20 protein-coding genes are annotated in these 20,960 nt (G+C 58.7%); 4 read left to right on the top strand and 16 right to left on the bottom strand.

Annotated elements, in window-relative coordinates:
* Positions 1 to 264: 264 nt before the first annotated feature.
* Positions 265 to 1,938 (top strand): DEAD/DEAH box helicase, encoded by a 1,674-nt coding sequence (locus FQ187_RS10440; RefSeq protein WP_008146183.1) that lies wholly within the window; start codon positions 265 to 267, stop codon positions 1,936 to 1,938.
* Between the two features lie 80 nt (positions 1,939 to 2,018).
* Here the strand turns inward: FQ187_RS10440 and FQ187_RS10445 are convergent, their stop codons facing one another.
* From FQ187_RS10445 to minC, 8 genes are all read right to left on the bottom strand, one after another.
* A complete protein-coding gene (locus FQ187_RS10445) occupies positions 2,019 to 4,172 on the bottom strand; it encodes a mechanosensitive ion channel family protein (protein WP_149629395.1) in 2,154 nt (717 codons plus the stop codon).
* 78 nt (positions 4,173 to 4,250) lie between these two features.
* Positions 4,251 to 4,427 (bottom strand): hypothetical protein, encoded by a 177-nt coding sequence (locus tag FQ187_RS29925; protein WP_178122700.1) that lies wholly within the window; start codon positions 4,425 to 4,427, stop codon positions 4,251 to 4,253.
* Between the two features lie 137 nt (positions 4,428 to 4,564).
* The gene (locus FQ187_RS10450; protein ID WP_149629396.1) at positions 4,565 to 5,854 is read right to left on the bottom strand and encodes a M18 family aminopeptidase; all 1,290 of its coding nucleotides are present in this window, start codon (positions 5,852 to 5,854) and stop codon (positions 4,565 to 4,567) included.
* Positions 5,855 to 5,960: 106 nt separating this feature from the next.
* Positions 5,961 to 6,803, bottom strand: coding sequence for a hypothetical protein (locus tag FQ187_RS10455; protein WP_149629397.1), 843 nt, complete (start codon positions 6,801 to 6,803; stop codon positions 5,961 to 5,963).
* Positions 6,804 to 6,945: 142 nt separating this feature from the next.
* Positions 6,946 to 7,581, bottom strand: coding sequence for an RluA family pseudouridine synthase (locus tag FQ187_RS10460; RefSeq protein ID WP_149629398.1), 636 nt, complete (start codon positions 7,579 to 7,581; stop codon positions 6,946 to 6,948).
* A 91-nt stretch (positions 7,582 to 7,672) separates the two neighbouring features.
* The gene (gene minE / locus FQ187_RS10465; protein WP_007898843.1) at positions 7,673 to 7,927 is read right to left on the bottom strand and encodes a cell division topological specificity factor MinE; all 255 of its coding nucleotides are present in this window, start codon (positions 7,925 to 7,927) and stop codon (positions 7,673 to 7,675) included.
* Positions 7,927 to 8,739, bottom strand: a complete 813-nt coding sequence (minD, locus tag FQ187_RS10470; RefSeq protein WP_033057165.1) for a septum site-determining protein MinD — start codon at positions 8,737 to 8,739, stop codon at positions 7,927 to 7,929. Before minD ends, minE begins: the two co-directional genes overlap by 1 nt.
* Before the next feature lie 201 nt (positions 8,740 to 8,940).
* Positions 8,941 to 9,678, bottom strand: a complete 738-nt coding sequence (minC, locus tag FQ187_RS10475) for a septum site-determining protein MinC (protein WP_095129096.1) — start codon at positions 9,676 to 9,678, stop codon at positions 8,941 to 8,943.
* Positions 9,679 to 9,796: 118 nt separating this feature from the next.
* Here minC and FQ187_RS10480 point away from each other — a divergent pair, with 118 nt between their 5' ends.
* Both FQ187_RS10480 and FQ187_RS10485 read left to right on the top strand, forming a co-directional pair.
* Entirely contained in the window at positions 9,797 to 10,729 is a 933-nt protein-coding gene (locus FQ187_RS10480; protein ID WP_149629399.1) for a lipid A biosynthesis lauroyl acyltransferase, read from the top strand.
* A 34-nt stretch (positions 10,730 to 10,763) separates the two neighbouring features.
* The gene (locus FQ187_RS10485; protein ID WP_149629400.1) at positions 10,764 to 11,936 is read left to right on the top strand and encodes a patatin-like phospholipase family protein; all 1,173 of its coding nucleotides are present in this window, start codon (positions 10,764 to 10,766) and stop codon (positions 11,934 to 11,936) included.
* Between the two features lie 109 nt (positions 11,937 to 12,045).
* Here FQ187_RS10485 and FQ187_RS10490 read toward each other — a convergent pair whose 3' ends face one another.
* The 8 genes from FQ187_RS10490 to puuE form a co-directional block, all read right to left on the bottom strand.
* Positions 12,046 to 12,831 (bottom strand): outer membrane protein OmpK, encoded by a 786-nt coding sequence (locus FQ187_RS10490; protein WP_129436960.1) that lies wholly within the window; start codon positions 12,829 to 12,831, stop codon positions 12,046 to 12,048.
* A gap of 375 nt (positions 12,832 to 13,206) precedes the next feature.
* Positions 13,207 to 13,992: an outer membrane protein OmpK gene (locus FQ187_RS10495; protein WP_149629401.1), complete on the bottom strand. Its 786-nt coding sequence runs from the start codon at positions 13,990 to 13,992 to the stop codon at positions 13,207 to 13,209.
* Between the two features lie 90 nt (positions 13,993 to 14,082).
* Positions 14,083 to 15,441, bottom strand: a complete 1,359-nt coding sequence (locus tag FQ187_RS10500; RefSeq protein WP_149629402.1) for a nucleobase:cation symporter-2 family protein — start codon at positions 15,439 to 15,441, stop codon at positions 14,083 to 14,085.
* A 139-nt stretch (positions 15,442 to 15,580) separates the two neighbouring features.
* On the bottom strand, positions 15,581 to 16,882 hold the full coding sequence (locus tag FQ187_RS10505) for a urate hydroxylase PuuD (protein ID WP_149629403.1): 1,302 nt from the start codon (positions 16,880 to 16,882) through the stop codon (positions 15,581 to 15,583).
* Between the two features lie 50 nt (positions 16,883 to 16,932).
* A complete protein-coding gene (locus FQ187_RS10510) occupies positions 16,933 to 17,436 on the bottom strand; it encodes an ureidoglycolate lyase (RefSeq protein WP_010456681.1) in 504 nt (167 codons plus the stop codon).
* 121 nt (positions 17,437 to 17,557) lie between these two features.
* On the bottom strand, positions 17,558 to 18,553 hold the full coding sequence (alc, locus tag FQ187_RS10515; protein ID WP_149629404.1) for an allantoicase: 996 nt from the start codon (positions 18,551 to 18,553) through the stop codon (positions 17,558 to 17,560).
* A 91-nt stretch (positions 18,554 to 18,644) separates the two neighbouring features.
* Positions 18,645 to 19,160: a 2-oxo-4-hydroxy-4-carboxy-5-ureidoimidazoline decarboxylase gene (uraD, locus tag FQ187_RS10520; protein ID WP_149629405.1), complete on the bottom strand. Its 516-nt coding sequence runs from the start codon at positions 19,158 to 19,160 to the stop codon at positions 18,645 to 18,647.
* Positions 19,157 to 20,083 carry an allantoinase PuuE gene (gene puuE, locus FQ187_RS10525; RefSeq protein ID WP_149629406.1) on the bottom strand — a complete coding sequence of 309 codons (927 nt, stop codon included), beginning with the start codon at positions 20,081 to 20,083 and terminating at the stop codon, positions 19,157 to 19,159. Before puuE ends, uraD begins: the two co-directional genes overlap by 4 nt.
* Positions 20,084 to 20,516: 433 nt before the next feature.
* On the opposite strand from puuE, the gene uraH reads away from it, so the two are divergent.
* Positions 20,517 to 20,870, top strand: coding sequence for a hydroxyisourate hydrolase (gene uraH, locus FQ187_RS10530; RefSeq protein ID WP_008146146.1), 354 nt, complete (start codon positions 20,517 to 20,519; stop codon positions 20,868 to 20,870).
* Positions 20,871 to 20,960 lie beyond the last annotated feature (90 nt).

The raw sequence follows: 20,960 nt of genomic DNA on the forward strand, positions 1-20,960 counted from the left end.
TTTCCGACAAATAAAGCTCCCTTTTTGAGCGAATTCCGGTATAGTGCGCGCCGGCCTTTAACCGGGCCGCGTTTAGGTAGCGCAATTCCCCGAAGTCAGCTTCGGCTGCACGTCCGCACAGCGGACTCTCCCTTGACGAATCTTTTTCATTCATTCGTTTTCGCAAATCCCCGCCGACAAAGCAGCCAGGGCGACTCTTGAGTCTTACACGGCATGCGCAGCTTTGGAGCATGGGTCTTTGCGGATGCACTTAGAGGCAGACCCATGACCCAGGAAACCGGCGGCTTCGCCGCTTTTAATCTTAATCCGAATATTCTTGCAGCCGTCATCGCGACTGGCTACGAAGAGCCTTCGGCTATTCAGCAGCAATCGATCCCGATCATCATGGCCGGTCACGACATGATTGGTCAGGCGCAAACCGGTACGGGTAAAACCGCTGCGTTCGCCTTGCCGATCCTGCATCGCATCGATCCTGCTAAGCGCGAGCCGCAAGCCCTGATCCTGGCGCCAACCCGTGAGTTGGCGCTGCAAGTAGCAACCGCTTTCGAAACCTACGCCAAGCAAATGCCGGGCGTTACCGTTGTGGCCGTTTACGGCGGCGCCCCTATGGGTCCACAACTGAAAGCAATCCGTAATGGCGCACAGATCGTTGTCGCCACTCCGGGCCGTCTGTGCGACCACCTGCGTCGCGACGAAAAAGTTCTGTCGACCGTGAACCACCTGGTTCTCGACGAAGCGGACGAAATGTTGAAACTGGGTTTCATGGACGACCTCGAAGTTATCTTCAAGGCCTTGCCTCCAACCCGTCAGACCGTATTGTTCTCGGCCACCTTGCCGCAGTCGATCCGTGCCATTGCCGAACGCCATCTGCGCGATCCGCAACACGTGAAGATCCAGACCAAGACTCAGACCGTTACCGCGATCGAACAGGCTCACCTGTTGGTTCACGCTGACCAGAAGACCTCGGCTGTATTGAGCCTGCTGGAAGTTGAAGACTTCGATGCCCTGATCATGTTCGTGCGCACCAAGCAAGCGACCCTGGACCTGGCCAGTGCCCTGGAAGCCAAAGGCTACAAAGCCGCTGCGCTGAACGGTGACATTGCTCAGAACCAACGTGAGCGCGTGATCGAATCCCTCAAGGATGGCCGTCTGGACATCGTTGTGGCGACCGACGTTGCTGCTCGTGGTCTGGACGTTCCGCGTATCACTCACGTGTTCAACGTTGATATGCCGTACGACCCGGAATCCTACGTTCACCGTATCGGCCGTACCGGCCGTGCCGGTCGCGAAGGTCGTGCACTGCTGCTGGTGACTCCGCGTGAGCGCCGCATGCTGCAAGTGATCGAGCGTGTAACCGGTCAGAAAGTTGCCGAAGTTCGCCTGCCGGACGCTCAGGCTGTTCTCGATGCCCGCATCAAGAAACTGACCAACAGCCTGTCGCCGCTGGTGGCTGATGCCGAATCGACCCACGGTGATCTGCTGGATCGCCTGACTGCCGACATCGGTTGCACCCCGCGTGCCCTGGCCGCTGCTCTGCTGCGCAAGGCAACCAACGCTCAGGCGTTGACCCTGGCTGCAATCGAGAAAGAACGTCCACTGGTGCCGAACAACGCACCGCGTGGTGATCGTCCAGAGCGTACCGGTGATCGTCCGGACCGTGGTGATCGTGAGCGTCGTGCTCCGGTTCCATTGGCCGAAGGTCGTGCTCGTTGCCGTACCGCGCTGGGTGCGCGTGATGGTATCGCTGCCAAGAACCTGCTGGGCGCTATCCTCAATGAGGGTGGTCTGGCTCGCGAAGCAATCGGTCGCATCCAGGTGCGTGACAGCTTCAGCCTCGTTGAGCTGCCGGAAGATGGTCTGGAGCGTCTGCTGACCAAGCTGAAGGACACTCGCGTTGCCGGTAAGCAGTTGAAGCTGCGTCGCTACCGCGAAGATTGATCCGCTCTCGGGCTGATTGATCGAACATAAAAAATCCCCGACTGGTTCGGGGATTTTTTTGTCTGCCGTTTGTAGCAGGGTTATTCCGTCACTGTTCCTCCGGCTGCGGTGATCACGTGCACGCTCATGCGTGGCGTCGCCAGATCGAGCCCGGCTTCGTCCAGGTGCCGCTTGAGTGACAGGTTGAACGCTCGGGACACTTCCCATTGCTTGATCGGTGCAGTCTTGAACCGGGCACGAAGAATCGCGTTGCCTGACTCGAAACTCTCGACACCCTGAATCTCCAGTGGCGACCAGATGTTGCGCCGTTGCAGTGGGTCGGTGCGCATCTTCTGGCCGACGTCGCGCATCAGTTTGATCGCGTTATCGATGTCCATGTTGGAAGGTATCGCCACCCGGAAAATCGCGTAGCCGAATTCCCGGGAGTAGTTCTTGATGCTTTTGATTTCGCTGAACGGAATGGTGTGGACGATGCCGTCGATGTCCCGCAGGCGTACGGTACGAATGGTCAGCCCTTCGACGGTGCCCAGGTGGCCGCCGACGTCCACGTAGTCGTCGATGGCCAGCGAGTCTTCGATGATGATGAATAGCCCGGTGATCAGGTCCGCCACCAGCGACTGTGCACCGAAACCGATGGCCAGCCCGATCACGCCGGCACCGGCCAGCAATGGCGTGACGTTCATGCCCATGTTCGCCAGGGCGACGATCAGCGCAACGATGAAAATCGCCACGAACAACACGTTGCGGATCAGCGGCATCATCGTCTGCGCGCGGGCATTTGCCAGGCCTTTGCGCGAGCGGGTGAGGGCGTGGTGCACGGCAGTGTCGCTGAGAATCCAGATCAGCCAGGCAAAAATCAGCGTGCCGCCGAGGCTGAACAGTTTGACGCTGACTTCATGACCTTCGCCTTCGGTGAAGCGGATCAGCGACATGCCCCAGACCCGCAGGCCGAGTTCGATGAATGCCAGCCACACCACCAAATGAGCGAGGGTGTAGAGGAAGCTTTTCAGGCGATCCGAATACAGCGCATGACGCTTCACGCTGCGCTGTGGCTTGAGTGAATGGCGGCGCACCAAGCCGTTGATGACCATGCACAACACCAGCAGCACGGTGCAGATCAGCGACTGACGCAGCGCGGTGCTGGTATCGCCGGCCGAGACGAACGTGGCGAACAGGGAAATACCCACCAGCACCAGCGCCGGCATGTACCAGAAGGTCCCGAGAATCTCGATCGTGTCGCTGAGGGCGCGGCGAGTCAGGCGTCGGGATAGTGGTTGGTTGCGGATCAAGTGGGCGATGGGGCGACGGAACCGCAGGATGAACAGCCCCGTGAACAATGCCGCCAGTACGTTGGCGATCGTTGCGGCGGTGTGCGCCAGATGAATGCCAAGGCTTTCGACCAGTCGCGGATCGCTCAGGGCTTCACCGAAGGCGGCGAAACTGCCGATCAGCCACAGCGGCCGAAAGGCTTGATGCCGCAGGATATACAGGGCGCGGTGGCGGTGTGGGCCGTCGAGCAGCGAAAAGGCGATCACGCAGATCGCCGAAAAACAGGTGCCAACCACCAGCGCATAAGCCAGCACCATGGCCAGGCTTTTGCCCAATGACGAGGGCAGGGCGTAGCTCATGTAGACCGTCATGACCAAAGCAATCAGCCACGGCCCGAGTTTGCGCAGGGCGAAGCGCAACATGTCAAGGGCCTTGGGGTGCTGCGGCAGTTCTTCGGTCAGGCCGAAGCGCATCCGCACCCGGTGGCTGACCCAGATCAGCGCCGCGGCCAGCAAGCTCCAGACCATCAGGATCATGGCAAACGCAAAGATGATCGGCAGCCATTCATTGGCCGGCAGCACCAGCGCTGTCAGTTCATCCTCAGCCAGTTTGAATTCTTCGGACCAGCGAGTGAGAGGGCTGTCCGCGCCTGAAAACTGTTTTTCGAAACTGGCCAGGGTGCCACCGATCAGTCCCAGGACGCCTACTTCGGTGGCTGGCTGGGCCTTTTTGGTGACATCGCGCAGCTTCTTCAAGTCCGCCAGCAATTTGGTGCGTTGCTGATCGTTTTCCAGCGACTTGATGACTTCGTCCAGGGATTGCCCCAAGGGCTCTTGCGCCTCTGGCTGTTTTGCCGAGCTGTTGAGCAGGCTTGGCAAGCCGACCGCCTGGGCGGGCGCCATCGGCAGCAGCGTCATGAGGCAGACAAGAAATAAACACGGCAGGGCAAAAAGACGAGCGAACACTAGGCGGTCAACCTCGGGATGAGCGGATCGACCGAGTGTACGAGCCCGCCAAAATCAATGCGAGCCAGGGGTGAGGATTTATTCGTTGAGTTTGGCGAGGATCTTGAAAATCACGGTGGCGAGGATCGTCAGCATACCGATCCACATCGCGAACACGCCGATGTCCTTGTCGCGAAAATTGAAGCCGATTGCCAGCATGATCATCCCGGCAAGAATCGGAATCAGCATGGCGTGGAATGAAGACAACGAGATCATGAGCGACTGCCTTGTCGAAAGGGGTAGTTAAAGTGTAGGAGCTGTCGAGTGAAACGAGGCTGCGATCCTTTGATCTTGTCTTTAAAGCAAAGTCAAAAGATCGCAGCCTCGTTTCACTCGACAGCTCCTACAGGGCGTTACGGCAATTCTTGGCAGGCGTAAAACGCGCTCAGCACTTTGACCAGGTGCGCAAGGTCATGGCTGCCGCACAGTTCACGGATCGAGTGCATGGCGAAGGTGGGCAGGCCGATGTCCACGGTGCGCACGCCCAGGTGGCTGGCGGTGATCGGGCCGATGGTCGAGCCGCAACCCATGTCGCTGCGCACCACGAAGCTCTGCACCGGTACTTCTTCGGCCATGCACAGGTGGCGGAAGAACCCGGCGGTTTCGCTGTTGGTGGCGTAGCGCTGGTTGCTGTTGACCTTGATCACCGGGCCGGCGTTGAGTTTCGGGCCGTGATTGGCATCGTGCTTGTCAGCGTAGTTGGGGTGCACGCCGTGGGCGTTGTCAGCCGAGACCAGCAGGGATTTCTGAATGGTGCGCACGAACTCATCACCTTCTGGCAGCAGGCGACGCAGTGTCTGCTCCAGCATCGGGCCGTCGGCGCCGCAGGCCGAGCAGGAACCGACTTCTTCGTGATCGTTGCAGACCAGCACGCAGGTTTCGTCGGTTTCGGTGGTCAGCAAGGCTTGCAGGCCGGCATAGCACGACAGCAGGTTGTCCAGGCGCGCCCCGGCAATGAAGTCGCCATGCAGGCCGATGACCGCGGCGCTTTGGGTGTCGTAGAAGCTCAGCTCATAGTCGAGCACCACGTCGGCGTTCAAGCCATGTTCGCGGGCGAGTTGGTCGGTGAGTACGGCGCGGAAGTCCACGCGCTCGTCACCGGCAAATTGCGCAAGGATTGGCGGCAGTTCGGTCTGGGCGTTGATCGCCCAGCCCATATTGGCTTCACGGTTCAGGTGAATGGCCAGGTTCGGGATGATGGCGATTGGTGCCTTGAAGTCGACCAACTGGCTCTCGACCTTGCCGTCACGGCGGAAGGTCACGCGGCCGGCCAGGGACAGGTCGCGGTCGAACCAAGGCGCCAGCAGTGCACCGCCATAGACTTCGACGCCCAGCTGCCAGAAGCCCTGACGTTGCAGTTCCGGCTGGGGTTTGACCCGCAGGCAGGGGCTGTCGGTGTGCGCGCCAACCAGGCGAATGCCGCCGTGCAGGGGCGAATGACGGCCCATCTTGAACGCGACGATCGACGAATCGTTACGGGTGACGTAGTAACGACCGTTGGCTTCGGTGGTCCATGGCTCGCGCTCGTCGAGGCGTTGATAGCCTGCCGCTTCCAGGCGCTGAACAAGGCTGGCGGTGGCATGAAATGGGGTAGGGGAGGCCTTGAGGAAATCGATCAGGCCTTGGTTCAACTCTTCGCGCATAAGTAGCTCCAGACAGCAATGGCGCAAGTTTAACGTATTGGCTCACGGCATTGCAGAGACAATGCCGTTCGACGTGCGCCGGCTGCCGGTTGGCGAAGAGGATGAGTCAACCGGTGATCAGGTTGCCATTGAGGAACACTTCGCGACGTTGCTTGCGGCCCACATATTCATGTTTGCTCGCGAGGTATACCTCGTTGAATTTTTCCTTCGAGATACCCGGGATCTGTCGAATGTATTCGTCCACCAGTCGGTCATAGGCGGCTTCGGTGATGAGCTTGTAGATGTCCCGGCGATAGAAGAAGCCCAGTTGAAAGCCCAGGGTTTCGCTTTGATGGTTTGTCTGGCCGGCAAAGCAGTTTTCAAAGTCGATGGCTTTGAGCGGCGTCTGTGGTGTTTCCGGGATCATGATATTGCCAGCCCAGAAATCCATGTGCGTGATGTTTTTGCGCGACAAGGAGCTCAGTAATTCGAAGGCATCGAGAATGAATGTTTCGACGTTGTCCGGGTTGCGTTTAAGCCATTGCACACCGTCGATGTGATCGTCTAGCAGGCGCGTGATAATGAAATACTCCTGGGTCAGCCCCAGTCGGTCCTTGGTGTAACCGAACCCTTGCAGCGGCGGCATTTGCACGCCACGGCGTTGTGCTTCGAGCGTATTGATCAACTCTTCCAGCGGCCAGTCGAATCGGCCATTGCGCTGTGGTTTGCCAAAGGTGACCCGCACTTTTGCCTTTAAGGTATCCAGCGGCTGGACCTTGGCAAACAGTGGCGTTTCGCCGGAGGCCAGCGGGGCACTTGCGCGAGAGAGCTTGCGGGAGCGTCGTTTGTGTATGAGTTGTTCCAGCGCCTGCTGTGCTTCGGCTGAAGGTTGCTCGCTAAGGTGGAGCGTGGTGTTGAAAAGGCAGAAGGTGAATGGGTAGTCGTCTTGGAATGTCTTGTTGCCGAGCACGAGGGCTTCCTGCCTGCTATCAAAGTGCCTGCATTTTACGTTTCATTACAAAATCATGACAATATTTTCACGCCATTTTTACGTTGATTTGTAACAAAAAACCGCCCTTCAATGTAAGGACGGTTTTGGGTTCAGCGGTTGCTTAAAAAGGAGCAGGACACTCGAAGCGCATGCGCTCGCCGCTTTGCGGGTGAGTGAAGCTCAGCATGCTCGCGTGCAAACATAGTCGTGGCCAGGCGGCCAGTGCTTGCTCGTGGGCATACAGTCCGTCACCCAGCAGTGGGTGGCCGATGGAAAGCATGTGCACGCGCAACTGATGGGAGCGGCCGGTGATCGGTGTCAATTCGACACGACACCAGTCGCCGCAACGCTCCAATACCCGCCAGAAGGTCAGGGCGTGTTTGCCGAATTCATGGTCCACCACATGGCGTGGCTTGGTCGGCGGGTCGTAGCGCAAGGGCAAATCGATGCTGCCACTGTCCAGTTCCGGTTGTCCCCAGCACAGGGCGGTGTAGGCCTTTTCGGTTTCGCGGTCGTGAAATTGCCGAGACAGCTCGCGATGCGTGTCCGGATCACGGGCCAACAGAATAATGCCGGAGGTTTCCCAGTCCAGACGATGGACGATTCGCGCTTCCGGGTAGCCGTTTTCCTGCAGGCGGGTAATCAGGCAGTCCTTGTTGTCATCGGCCCGGCCAGGGACGGAGAGCAGCAGGGTCGGTTTGTTCACCACCAGTACGGCGGCGTCCTGATGGATGATGCGGATGTTGGACAGCGGCATTAAAACAGCCTCGTAACAAACGCCAACGGCGGCTCAGGCCCCTTCCATTAACAGAAGGGACCTGAGCCGCCGTGGCTCCAGCCGGATCGACTCAGCGATCTGGCAGGGTGATATTGAGTTCCAGAATCGAGCAGCTGCCCTGGTTTTCCAGAGCGACGTGCACGTCATCGGACCCGATATTGACGTACTTGCGGATGACCTCGACCAATTCCTTCTGCAAGGCTGGCAGGTAGTCCGGTGTACTGCGTTGGCCGCGTTCGTGCGCCACGATGATCTGCAGACGCTCTTTCGCTACCGACGCGGTGCTGACCTTTTTGCTGGCACGAAAGAAGTCAAAAAGATTCATTATCTACCTCCAAACAGGCGCTCGAAGAATCCCTTCTTCGTTACATCGAGAAAACGATGCTCCACAGTTTTGCCCAGCAGACGATCGACCGCATCGCTGTATGCCTGACCGGCATCGCTCTGGTCGTCGAGAATGACTGGCACGCCCGAGTTGGAAGCTTTGAGTACCGCTTGGGATTCCGGAATGACACCCAGCAGGGCGACCGCCAGAATCTCTTTGACGTCTTCGACGCCGAGCATCTCGCCGTCACTGACTCGTTGCGGGTTGTAGCGGGTCAGCAGCAGGTGTTCCTTGATCGGCTCTTCGCCCTTTTCCGCACGGCGGGACTTGCTGGCCAGCAGGCCGAGCATGCGGTCCGAGTCACGAACCGAGGACACTTCCGGGTTGGTCACGATAATCGCTTCGTCTGCGAAGTACATGGCCAGGTGGGCGCCTTTTTCGATGCCGGCCGGAGAGTCGCAGACCACGTATTCGAAGTCTTCTTTCAATGCCATCAACACTTTTTCCACGCCTTCCACGGTCAGCGCGTCTTTGTCGCGGGTCTGACTGGCGGCCAGTACGTAGAGGTTTTCCAGGCGTTTGTCTTTGATCAGGGCTTGTTGCAGGTTGGCTTCGCCGTTCACCACGTTGACGAAGTCATACACCACACGGCGCTCGCAACCCATGATCAGGTCGAGGTTACGCAAACCGACGTCGAAGTCGACGATAACTGTTTTGTGACCGCGCAGTGCGAGGCCGGTACCGATAGCAGCACTGGTGGTGGTCTTACCCACACCACCCTTGCCGGATGTAACCACGAGAATCTTGGCCAAGGTGTTTCACCCCTAAGGAAAAAGGACATTTAGCCCCTGAAAAACATCTCTAGAAAAACTACTGCAGTCGGACAGCCTTGGCTGGAATTCGGTCCAGAACGGCGCTTACCTCGGGTAAACACTGCTTATGGCCTTTTTCCTACTTCGTTTGAGCCGTTTTCGCTACGTTTTAGAGATGTTTGGAAAATGCGGCAGTATCCGTTAAAGCCGAATGATGTTCAACACATCGCCCGACAGGCTGACCTGTACGCCCGCGCCCCACAAAGGGTCGCGACGCAGATCCTCCGAAACCTTGTAGTGGCCTGCGATGGAGACCAGTTCAGCGCTCATTTGCTGACAGAAAATCCTGGCTTTCGTGTCGCCTTTGACGCCGGCCAACACTCGACCACGCATCGGGCCGTATACATGGATGTTCCCGTCGGCGAGAAGTTCCGCCCCCGGGCTGACCGACGAGATCACCACCAGATCGCAGCCCTGGGCATAAATCTGCTGGCCACCACGTACTGGCGACGTGATGATCTTCGTTGGCTTGATAGTCGGCTCCGGTGGTTTTTCCGGTTTTTTCTTGACTTGGCCTTCGAGCGGGTCAAGCGGACGTTCCCGGGCGCCGGACGGTGGCAGCACCGGCAGGTCGACCGCGATGGCCGCGGCGATGTCTTCAATGCGGCTGGCACGGATCGCCAGGGTGCGCAGGCCATGCTGGCGGCAGACGCGCATCAGGCCCGGCAGATCAACTGCACCTTCGCTGGCCGGGAGTTTGTCCAGGGCCAGCACCAGTGGCGCGTTACTGAAGAAGTTAGGCGCCTGGGCGACCTTGGCGGCCAGTTGACGATCGAGGTTCTCGAGGTCGTTACGGGCCAGTTCCAGCACCGTAATGGCGAGCATGCTGCCCTTCAGCTGGAACACGGGATCTTGGTCTAGCGGTTCGGTCTGGCTCATGGTCGGCATACAACGACTTGTCACTAAAAGTGCCGAGACTTATAACGAGAACGCCCGCGAGCCGCAAGCCGGGTCGAACGATGTAGAATGCGCGGCCATTGTCTTTCCGGAACCTTTAATGGATCGCCCGCGTTTTCGAACAGCATTTCTTTCTCCGCGTTTCTGGCCTCTGTGGTGTGGCTTGGGGCTGTTGTGGCTGATTGTCCAGTTGCCGTATCCGGCGTTACTGTCGATCGGGCGCGCCTTGGGTGCATTGATGTATCGAGTAGCGGGCGACAGACGGCGCATTGCCAAGCGCAATCTCGAACTGTGTTTCCCTGAAAAAACCGCTGCCGAACGCAAGCGCCTGCTCAAGGAAAACTTCGCCTCAACGGGCGTCGCGTTTTTCGAAATGGCCATGAGCTGGTGGTGGTCGCGCGAGCGTCTGGCGAAGCTGGCCCATGTCGAAGGGTTGGAGCATCTGAAAAAAGCCCAGCGCGACGGCAAAGGCGTGATCCTGATGGCCGTTCATTTCACCACGCTGGAAATCGGCGCGGCGTTGCTCGGTCAGCAGCACACCATTGATGGCATGTACCGCGAACACAAAAATCCGTTGTTCGACTACATCCAACGCCTGGGGCGCGAGCGGCACAACGTCGATTCGCTGGCGGTGGAACGCGACGACGTGCGCGGCATGCTCAAATTGCTGCGCGCAGGCCGGGCAATCTGGTACGCACCGGATCAGGACTATGGCGCCAAGCAAAGTATCTTCGTGCCGCTGTTCGGGATTCAGGCCGCGACCGTCACTGCCACCAGCAAGTTTGCGCGGTTGGGCAAGGCGCTGGTGGTGCCGTTCACTCAGGAACGTCTGGCGGATGGCAGCGGTTATCGACTGGTGATTCATGCACCACTCGAAGGTTTCCCCGGCGAAACCGAAGAAGCCGACTGCCTGCGGATCAACCAATGGATCGAAGGCGTCTTGCGCGAATGTCCGCAGCAATACCTTTGGGCTCATCGTCGCTTCAAGAGCCGTCCCCCGGGTGAGCCGAAGCTGTACGCAAAACGCGGTTGAACCACCGTCCTTATAAGCACCATGGAGTGTTGCGATGAGTCCTGCTGAACCGGTTACAGGGTTGATTCTTTCCGGCGGCGGGGCTCGGGCGGCCTATCAGGTCGGTGTGCTGGCTGCGATTGCCGAGCTGTTGCCGGTCGGCGCGAGCAATCCGTTTCCGGTGATCGTCGGCACCTCGGCCGGCGCTATCAACGCGGTCAGCCTCGCCAGTGGGGCGATGGATTTTCGTGGCGCGATTCAACGTCTGACAGCCTTCTGGCAGGGCTTTCGCAGTCATCTGGTGCTGCGCAGCGACTGGCCGGGCGTGATCCACCAGGCCAGCCGTTTTGTCAGCCACAGTTTGCTCGGGATTGGCGCTCAGGTGCCGGTGGCTTTGCTCAACAGTTCGCCGCTGCGCGGATTGCTTGAAGACAAACTGCAGATGAGCGGGATTGCCGAGGCCATTGCACAGAAGCAGTTGCAGGCGGTTGCGGTGACCGCGTTCGGCTACGAGTCCGGTCAGGCGGTGACCTTTTATCAGGGCGGCGGCACCATCAATGCCTGGTTGCGCCATCGGCGAATCGGCGTCCCCACTCAATTGACCGTCGACCACTTGCTGGCCAGTTCCGCCATTCCGCTGTTGTTTGCGCCAGTGAAAATCGGTGAAGAGTATTTCGGCGACGGCGCGGTACGTCAGTCGGCACCGATCAGCCCGGCGCTGCACCTGGGCGCCAGCCGAGTGCTGGTAGTGGGCGTCAGCGGCAACCCCCGCGGCGTCGACCCGGAACAACCGCTGCAACGCGCCTACACCGGCCAGCAGCCGAGCCTGGCACAGATCGGTGGGCACCTGCTCAACAGCACGTTCATTGACAGCCTGGAAAGTGACATCGAGTTGCTGCAGCGGCTCAATCAGTTCAGTCATCTGCTGCCCAATGGCACGCCGACGCGCGCGCTGGGTGTGGCGCCGGTGGACGTGCTGGTGATTTCGCCGAGTCAGCCGATCGATGAGATTGCGGCGCGGCATCGGCAGGAGTTGCCGGCGGCGCTGCGTCTGTTTCTGCGCGGGCCGGGGGCGACCAGGACGAGCGGGGCGGGGGTGCTGAGTTATCTGCTGTTCGAGGCGGGGTATTGCAGCGAATTGATTGATTTGGGGCGGCGGGATGCGTTGGCCAAGCGCGGGGAGTTGTCCCGGTTTCTCGGGTTGGCGGAGCCAGTGGTTTCGGCTTGAGATTTTTTGTGTTGCGGCCATTCGCGAGCAGGCTCGCTTCCACAGTTGAAATGCATTCCAATGTGGGGGCGAGCCTGCTCGCGAAGACGTCCTTACAGACGCCGCCGAATCAGAAGTGAACCTTGACCAGGAAGCTGGTTACGCTCTGATCGGTCTTGAAGCCCTGACTGTCTTCAATACCGTACTTGTTTTTCCAGTAGTCATACTCGACGCCGACGTACAACTGCTTTTCGCCAAGGTTCAGCGCTTTGCCCAAGTCGTACTTGACCTGCGGGTTGAAGTGCAGGTTGGCGTGGTAGTCGCCTTTGGAGTTGGAGTCGTTGTCGACCACCCAGTCCATGTAGCCATCGATCAGGATGTTCGAGTCACCGACAGGAATGGTGTAGGACCAGACCGGGGTGATCTGCCACACGTTGTCGCCTGGACGGCTGCCTTCCGTGTGACGCTGGTAGAAGTTCAGCTGGAAGTAATCAAAGCCCGGGATCGCCAGGTCGAAACCGGGACCGATCAGGTAGGACTCGGTATCGCCTTCACCGAACTCGTAGGTCATGGCCAGCAGGACGTCTTTGATCGGGCCGAATTCAATTTTCTGGTCGAGGACCTTGCCCAGCGAAATGCGCGGTTGGAACTCACCGTAATAGGTGTTCGGGCCAACGTTGAAGTCTTTGTCACCGTTGTAGAAAATCTTGTCGACGAAGAAGAAGTTGTCCCCATATTTCCATGCATCGGCATGCTCGAAGGTGACGGTCTGCTGAATGTGCGGGTTGACCTGGAAGTCCTTGCCATACAGGTAGGACAGGCTGTTGTTCTGCCATTGCAGCAAGTCGCCGGCCATGGCCTGGCCCCCGGCCAGCAAAGATCCCGCCAGCATCAGGCTAGTGCACGTACGTTTCATTCGGTTGCTCCCAAAAAGTAGGTGGTTCCACGTTATTTTTCTAAGGTCGGCGCTCTGGTGTGGCGCCTTTTTCTGTCGCTGTAAAAAATCATCCAATCGGTCAGCTTCAGTGCTGTTAGCAAGAGCTGAGCCAAGGCTTTTGAAAAGCCAAAAAACTCCCGCTCGGCTGCTCAAGAGCAGCCGATTGAGAGTGGTTTTGGAGTGCCTTGGTACCGTCCAGTGCCGGGATAAGTTGGCTTTCTGGTCAGGAATTAGATCCGGGCTTTTTTTTAGACCAGATTCGGGCGGCCGCGGAGAATACTGACTCGTTGGCCAGGTCTCAAGTGCCCCGCAACAGCGCACCGACGACAGGTTTGGAGCACGGTTGCGGATCATCTAGAAATGCACCTTCACCAGCAGGCTGGTGGTGTTCTCATGAGTGTCGAGATTGGCGTTGTTTTCGATGCCGTATTTGTCTTTCCAGTAGCTGTATTCGACGCCGACGTACACCTGTTTCTCCCGCCAGCCCAAGGCCTTCCCCAGGTCATATTTGATCTGCGGGTTCAAATGCAGGTTGGCGTGGTAGGTGCCGTGTGAGTTCTGGTCGTTATCCACGACCCAGTCGATGTAACCGTCGATCAACAGGTTCGAGTTGCCTAATGGCAGGGTGTAGGACCAGGCCGGCGTGATCTGCCAGACATCGTCGCCGGGACGCGAGCCTTCGGTCTGGCGATAGTAGAAGTTCAAGGTGAAAAAATTGAAGCCCGGTACCGTGAGGTCGAAACCGGGGCCGATCAGATAGGCCTCGGTGTCGTCTTCGCCATTCTCGTAGGTCATGGCCAGCAACACGTCCTTGATCGGGCCGAATTCGAAACGGCGGTCGAGGATTTTTCCGAAAGACAGGCGCGGACTGAACTCGCCGTAATAGGCGTGAACGCCTTTGTTCCGGTCTTTTTCGCCGTTGTAGTAAGTGCTGTCGACGAACAGGAAGTTGTCGCCGTACTTCCAGCGGTCGGCGTGCTCAAAGGTTATCGTCTGCTGGATCGACGGGTTGACCGCGAAATCCTTGCCATACAGATAGCTCAGGCTGTTGGTCTGCCACAGCAGTAAATCGCCGGCCATGGCCTGACTGGCGGCCAATAGACCACCGCCCAACAGCATGTTTGTCTGTGTGCGAATCATCTGTTGCTCCCTCTTGTTTTTATTGTTTGAGGCGCAGGTGTGGCCACTGTGGGAGCAACTGCTCCCACAGGTTGTATGACTTTTAGCGTGTCAATTCGGGTGAGCGTGGCAGTCGTTGATGGCCGCGCGTTCGGCGCCGCCGAGGATGTTGAACAGCAGGTTCAGCGACAGCGCACTCAACGTCGCCATCGCAATGCCGCTGTGTGTGATCGGGCTCATCCACAGTGGCAGGTGGGCGAAGAACTCCGGACGGACCACCGGGATCAGCCCCATGCCGATGCTCACCGCCACCAGCAACTGGTTGCGACGGTCACCAATGTCGGCTTCCTGAAGAATCTTGATGCCGGTGGCGGCGACCATGCCGAACATCGCAATCGCCGCGCCGCCCAGTACGGCGGGCGGAATCGAGGCCACCAGAAACGCCGCTTTCGGCAGCAAACTCAACACCACCAGCAAACCGCCGGCGACGATGGTCACCGAGCGGCAACGCACGCCGGTCATCTGCACGAGGCCGATGTTCTGCGCGAAAGAGGAGTGGGTGAAGGTGTTGAAGAAACCGGCGAAGAACGAGGCGCCGGCATCACACAACAACCCGCGACGGAGCATCCGTGGGCAGACGTCCTGACCGGTGATTTTGCCCAGCGCCAGGAACATACCGGTGGACTCGACGAAGATGATCACCACCACCAGGCACATGGACAGGATCGGTGCGAGTTCGAACTTCGGCATGCCGAAATGCAGCGGGGTCACGAATTGCAGCCACGGCGCCTGGGCCATGCCACTCAGGTCGACCATACCGATCAGGCCACAGAGTACATAACCCAGGCACATGCCGATCAGCACGGAAATGTTGACCCAGAAACCGCGCATGAAGCGATGGACCAACAGGATGGTGGCCAGCACCAGTGCGGCGATGGCCAGGTAAATTGGTGAGCCGAATTGCGCGGCTCCCGCACCGCCGCCGGCCCAGTTCACGGCCACGGGGAACAGCGACAAACCGATCGAGGTGATGACGGTGCCAGTCACCAGAGGCGGGAAGAAACGTACGACTTTGGACATGAACGGCGCGATGATCATGCCGAAGAACCCGGCGGCGATGGTTGCACCGAAGATCCCTTGCAGGCCGATGCCAGGCATGCCGGCCATTGCCACCATGCTGCCGACAGCGGCGAAACTGGCGCCCATCATCACCGGCATGCGGATGCCCATGGGGCCGATGCCCAGCGACTGCACGATGGTAGCGATCCCGGCCACCAGCAGGTCGGCGTTGATCAGGAAGGCGATTTCTTCACGACTCAGGCCAGCGGCCTGTCCGATGATCAGTGGCACCGCGATGGCTCCGCCGTACATCAGCAGAACGTGTTGCAGACCGACCAGAATCAGTTGCAAAAGTGGTAAACGCTGAATGGCGGGTGCGTCGGGGATGCGCGCTTCGGATAGCTCGGACATGCAACACCTCGGATCTTTTTTATTCTTGTGATTTTGTGCATCAGGTTGACCGCAGTGCGGCCATTCGCGGGCAAGCCCGCTCCCACACAGGCCATACAGAACCTGTGGGAGCGAGCTTGCTCGCGATGCTTTTCAACGGTTAGTTGGTTGGAGCTCCCTGAACAATCCACGCGCCGATCAGGTCACGTTCCTGCTGGGTCATCTGGGTGATGTTGCCCAGTGGCATGATCTGGCTGGTGACGGCTTGAGCCTGGATGCGTGCAGCGTTCTGACGGATCTGCTCGGGGGTATCGAACATCACGCCAGCCGGTGCGGCACTGAACAGCGGGCTGGTCGGTTTGGCCGAATGGCAAACCGCGCAACGTTCCTGGATCACACTGTGAACCTTGTCGAAACCGGGGCCGGCGTTGGACGCCTGAGCCGGTGCAGCGGCAGGTGCAGCAGGTTTTGCCGCTTCAGGTTTCACATCACCACCGAGGGCAGTTTCCGGCAGCGGCTGGTACTCGATGGTGCCAGGCGCCTTGGCTACTTCAGGCGCGCTGGGCATCTGCGCCGGGCCAGTCACGTACGCCAGGCAGATCATGCCCACGGCCGCAACGGGCAGGGTCCAGGCAAACTTGTGGCTGTCATGACGGGTGTTGAAGTAGTGACGCACCAACACCGCGAGCACCGCGATCCCGGCCAGGATCAGCCAGTTGTATTGGCTGCCGTAGGTGCTCGGGAAGTGGTTGCTGATCATGATGAACAGCACCGGCAAGGTGAAGTAGTTGTTGTGACGCGAACGCAGCAGTCCTTTGGCCGGCAGAGCCGGGTCGGGCGTGCGGTTCTCGGCAATCGCGGCAACCAGCGCACGCTGGGCCGGCATGATGATGCGGAACACGTTGCCGACCATGATGGTGCCGATGATCGCGCCGACGTGCAGGTACGCACCACGACCGCTGAACACTTTGCTGAAGCCGTAAGCAGCACCAATGATCAGCACGAACAGGATGACGCCGAGCAGGGCAGGGCGTTTGCCCAGGGCCGAGTCGCAGAGGAAGGAGTAGACGAACCAGCCGACGAACAACGAGGCGATGCCCAGGGCAACACCTTCAGGGCCGGTCAGGCTGCTGCCCGGTGCCAGCAGGTACAGCGTCGGGTTGGAGTAGAACACCACGCACAACAGCGCGATCCCTGACATCCAGGTGAAGTAGGCTTCCCATTTGAACCAGTGCAGGTTGTCCGGCATGGTCGGTGGAGCCAGTTTGTATTTTTCCAGGTGATAGATACCGCCGCCGTGGATCGCCCACAAATCACCGGCCAGACCGTTTTTCGGGTTGACCCGATTGAGGTTGTTTTCCAGCCAGACGAAATAGAACGACGCACCGATCCAGGCCACGCCAGTAATCATATGAACCCAGCGCACGCTCAGGTTCAGCCATTCCAACAGATGTGCTTCCACAGTCTTTACCTCTCGCCTGTCACTCTGTTGTCGAGTGATCAGACCTTCTCTTATTGGTGGGGGGCAAGGATCAAACGCTCATCCTCTTTGAAAAAATGCTCATCGCAGTTATTGCCTGTGCCACTGCGATCAACCACCAGGAAGTCATCCCGCTTTTCGATCGTCAGCACCGGATGGTGCCAAACGCCGCGATGGTAATTAATGCCCTGCCTGCCGTTGGTGACGAAGGCGCGGACCAAGCCTGATACAGGTTCATCGCCAAGTGGCGCGACCACGATCAGAAAAGGGTTGCCGAGCAGCGGAATGAAAGCCTGGCTGCCCAGCGGGTGACGCTCCAGCATGCTGACGGTCAGCGGCATGTCCTGCGCGTCGGCGCGGAAGATGCTGATGATCGCGTTGTCCTCTGGCGTGGCGGTTTGCACCGTCGCCAGTTTATGGAAGCGCATGGTCGAACCGTTGTTGATCATGAAGTGATCGCTGCCGTCGGTTTCGATCACGTCACCGAAAGGGGCGAAGGCTTCTTTGGTCAGCGGTTCAATCGTCAATGTGCGCATGCTGGTCTTCTTTTCCAAAATTCTGTGTTGTTTGTTCTGACGCCTTCGCGAGCAAGCCCGCTCCCACAGGGGAATGCATTTCAAATGTGGGAGCGAGCTTGCTCGCGATTGGGTTCAGCGCTTATTTAGCGACCTTGCCCAATACCCGCAGGCGGCTCACACCACCGTCCGGGAACACGTTCAGGCGGATGTGGGTGATCGGGCCCAGCGCCTTGATCTGCTCGGCGAAGGTGTGTTCGGCATGCATTTCCAGTTTCTGCGCCGGCAGCAATTCGCGCCAGAACAACGATTGGGTTTCGATCTGGCTGTCTGTACCGCCCTTCACGAACGCGCCCTGGATCGAGCACGTGTCCGGGTAGTTGCCCTTGAAGTGCAGGGTGTCGACGATGACTTTTTCGATTTCGCCGGCATGACCCAGCGCGACGATGACCCAGTCATTGCCCGGCGTGCGACGACGTGCAGTTTCCCAGCCGTCGCCCATGTTGATGCCACGGCCCGGGTTGAGGATGTTGCTCATGCGACCGAAGTGTTCGTCGGAGCAGGCGAGGGCGCGGCCACCGTTCAGGGCTGCTGCCAGGTCAACTTGCTCGTTGTCGCCGACAGCCGACCAGTCGTGGTGCGGCACGCCGTACACACGCAGACGCGCTACGCCGCCATCCGGGTAGATGTTGAAGCGCAGGTGGCTGAACGCCTGGTCGTTGTTGATTTCATGGAAGTGATGGCTGTTGCCTTGCAGCTCGACAGCCGACAGCACTTCAACCCACTGGGTGTTTTCAGTCGGTTCGCCTTCAGCCAGGAAACAGGCTTCCAGGGAGGCCGACGGTGGGAAGTTGCCGGTGAAGAATGAGGTGTCGATGTCCACGCCTTTGATCGAACCCGGTACGCCCAGGCGGATCACAGCGCTGTCATAGCCTTCGAAGCGCTTGCGGCGCGATTCCCAGCCGTCCATCCACTTGCCGTTGTCATCGAACACGCCTTCTTTCCACACAGCCGGGGTCGGCTGGAACAGGCGGTTGGCATCAGCGAACCAGTCATCGGTGACCGAGATGATTTTGGTGCCCAGGCGGGCGTCGGCCAGGTTGACGAACTTCTCGAAAGGTACGGCGTAAGCTTTCATTCTTCTTGTCTGCCTTTAATAAGTTGGCTTGGGATGCTTGCAGTGCCCTGGGCGATGTATGCGTTCTTCAATGTCGCTCGGGCAAGGCTCGCTATAGGGTCAGTAATCGGAACAGGGCGATCTTGTTGATCTCTGCCAGCGCGCACTTGAACTCGGTGTCTTCCGGGTTGTGAATGCGCGTTTCGAACGCCGCGAGGATCTGATGCCGGTTGCTGCCTTTTACCGCCATGATGAAGGGAAACTTGAACTTCGCTTTGTAGGCGTCGTTCAGCTCGGTGAAGCGAGAAAACTCTTCGGCCGTGCATTGGTGAATACCCGCGCCAGACTGTTCTTGAGTGCTGGCTGCGGTAAGCTGGCCCTGGACGGCAGCTTTGCCGGCGAGGTCCGGGTGAGCGTTGATCAGGGCCAGTTGGCTTTGGTGATCAGCGCTCAACAGGATGTCGCTCATGCGCTGGTGCAAGGTTTCGATCTCGTCGATCGAAGCGTCCTGGCCCAGGTCGAAGGCCTTTTCGGCCACCCATGGCGAATGTTCGTAGATGTCGGCGAAGGCAGCGACGAAGGCGTCGCGGCTCAAGGTCGAGGGCTTCAGGGTTTGGAAGTGGCTCATTTCGCGGTCCCTTGGTACGGGTGGGTTTCGTGCCAGTGGCGAGCGATGTCGACGCGACGGCTGAACCACACCTGTTCATGACTTTTAGCATATTCGATAAAGCGTTTGAGCGAGGCCAGACGCGCCGGACGGCCAATCAGACGGCAGTGCAGGCCGATCGACAACATCTTCGGTGCCTCGGCGCCTTCAGCGTAAAGCACGTCGAAGGCGTCTTTGAGGTATTCAAAGAAGTCGTCGCCCTTGTTGAAACCCTGGACCTGGGTGAAGCGCATGTCGTTGGTGTCCAGGGTGTACGGAATCACCAGGTGCGGCTTGCCGGTCGGGTTGTTCGGTTCCCAGTAGGGCAGGTCGTCGTCGTAGGTGTCGCAGTCGTAGAGGAAACCGCCTTCTTCCATCACCAGACGACGGGTGTTCGGGCCAGTGCGGCCGGTGTACCAGCCCAGTGGCCGCTCACCGGTGATTTCGGTGAGGACGCGGATCGCTTCGAGCATGTGCTCGCGTTCTTGTGCTTCGTCCATGTACTGGTAGTCGATCCAGCGATAGCCGTGGCTGCAGATCTCGTGGCCGGCATCGACCATCGCGCGGATCACGTCCGGGTGACGCTGGGCGGCCATGGCCACGGCGAAGATGGTCAGCGGAATGTCGAATTCCTTGAACAGTTTCAGAATCCGCCAGACGCCGGCACGGCTGCCATACTCGTAAAGGGATTCCATGCTCATGTTGCGCGCGCCTTGCAGCGGCTGCGCCGAGACCATTTCCGAAAGGAAGGCTTCGGATTCTTTATCGCCGTGCAGGATATTGCGCTCGCCGCCTTCTTCGTAATTGAGCACGAAGGACAAGGCGATGCGGGCATTGCCCGGCCAGTGTGGGTGAGGAGGGTTACTGCCGTAACCGATCAGGTCGCGTGGGTAGTCAGCGCTCACTGCAGTCTTCCTTCTTATTCGTTCGACTTGTTCAAGGTCAGGGTTGTGTGGCTGCCTGGCGATGAGATGACAGGCTGGCGTCACAGCGATGGGCTGATTGTATACAACTTTATATCCACTTTGTAAGCCTGATTTTTTGCATTTTTCACTGACGGTCATCTTCACATGTTATTGCAAGAAACCTGCCTGATTGGTCAGCTAATGGATGGAAGGTCCTCTGGCCCTATGGCTCGGCGGCAGATTCGGCGGGAATCCCTGAATGACGGGTATAGCGGTAAATATGTTGTTTTTATTGTGTACAATTTTTTTGAAAAGTGTCTTAATCAGTCGCTCGCCGCAGCGTTTCGTGCTCCGAATCGGTGCGGTCTCCTTTTCAACTGACTTCGGGAGGCGCGAGGTCTGACTGCTCCATGCAGGCAGGCGCGCAGAATCAATGGGACGTTTGACTACTCACGTTTTAGACGCTGCACACGGTTGCCCGGGCAGCTCGATCAAGGTCGAGTTGTACCGCGTTGAAGGTTCGCAGCTGGAATTGGTCGCCACTGCGATAACCAACAGCGATGGCCGGGTGGATGCACCGCTGCTGCAAGGCGATGACTACCGCTCCGGGGTCTATCAGGTTCAGTTTCATGCGGGCGATTACTACCGCGCCCGTGGCGTTCAGCTACCGGAACCTGCGTTCCTGGATGTGGTGGTGCTGCGCTTCGGCATCTCTGCGGAGCAGGATCACTACCACGTGCCGTTGCTGATTTCGCCGTACAGCTATTCGACCTACAGAGGAAGCTAGGACTTTCCCCCCAAAAATCCTGCGCATATAGCTTCTTTGGTCTTTCGCCCGCTCACACTGCGGGCTTTTTTTTGCCTGCTTGAAAGTCAA

The organism is Pseudomonas sp. ANT_J28 (genome assembly GCF_008370005.1).
Lineage (GTDB): Bacteria > Pseudomonadota > Gammaproteobacteria > Pseudomonadales > Pseudomonadaceae > Aquipseudomonas > Aquipseudomonas frigoris.

Coding starts and splice junctions, on each gene's coding strand:
- FQ187_RS10440 (WP_008146183.1), top strand. CDS start 265: ATGACCCAGGAAACCGGCGGCTTCGCCGCTTTTAATCTTAATCCGAAT.
- FQ187_RS29925 (WP_178122700.1), bottom strand. CDS start 4,427: ATGATCTCGTTGTCTTCATTCCACGCCATGCTGATTCCGATTCTTGCC.
- FQ187_RS10450 (WP_149629396.1), bottom strand. CDS start 5,854: ATGCGCGAAGAGTTGAACCAAGGCCTGATCGATTTCCTCAAGGCCTCC.
- FQ187_RS10460 (WP_149629398.1), bottom strand. CDS start 7,581: ATGCCGCTGTCCAACATCCGCATCATCCATCAGGACGCCGCCGTACTG.
- minE (WP_007898843.1), bottom strand. CDS start 7,927: ATGAATCTTTTTGACTTCTTTCGTGCCAGCAAAAAGGTCAGCACCGCG.
- minC (WP_095129096.1), bottom strand. CDS start 9,678: ATGAGCCAGACCGAACCGCTAGACCAAGATCCCGTGTTCCAGCTGAAG.
- FQ187_RS10480 (WP_149629399.1), top strand. CDS start 9,797: ATGGATCGCCCGCGTTTTCGAACAGCATTTCTTTCTCCGCGTTTCTGG.
- FQ187_RS10485 (WP_149629400.1), top strand. CDS start 10,764: ATGAGTCCTGCTGAACCGGTTACAGGGTTGATTCTTTCCGGCGGCGGG.
- FQ187_RS10490 (WP_129436960.1), bottom strand. CDS start 12,831: ATGAAACGTACGTGCACTAGCCTGATGCTGGCGGGATCTTTGCTGGCC.
- FQ187_RS10495 (WP_149629401.1), bottom strand. CDS start 13,992: ATGATTCGCACACAGACAAACATGCTGTTGGGCGGTGGTCTATTGGCC.
- FQ187_RS10500 (WP_149629402.1), bottom strand. CDS start 15,441: ATGTCCGAGCTATCCGAAGCGCGCATCCCCGACGCACCCGCCATTCAG.
- FQ187_RS10510 (WP_010456681.1), bottom strand. CDS start 17,436: ATGCGCACATTGACGATTGAACCGCTGACCAAAGAAGCCTTCGCCCCT.
- alc (WP_149629404.1), bottom strand. CDS start 18,553: ATGAAAGCTTACGCCGTACCTTTCGAGAAGTTCGTCAACCTGGCCGAC.
- uraD (WP_149629405.1), bottom strand. CDS start 19,160: ATGAGCCACTTCCAAACCCTGAAGCCCTCGACCTTGAGCCGCGACGCC.
- uraH (WP_008146146.1), top strand. CDS start 20,517: ATGGGACGTTTGACTACTCACGTTTTAGACGCTGCACACGGTTGCCCG.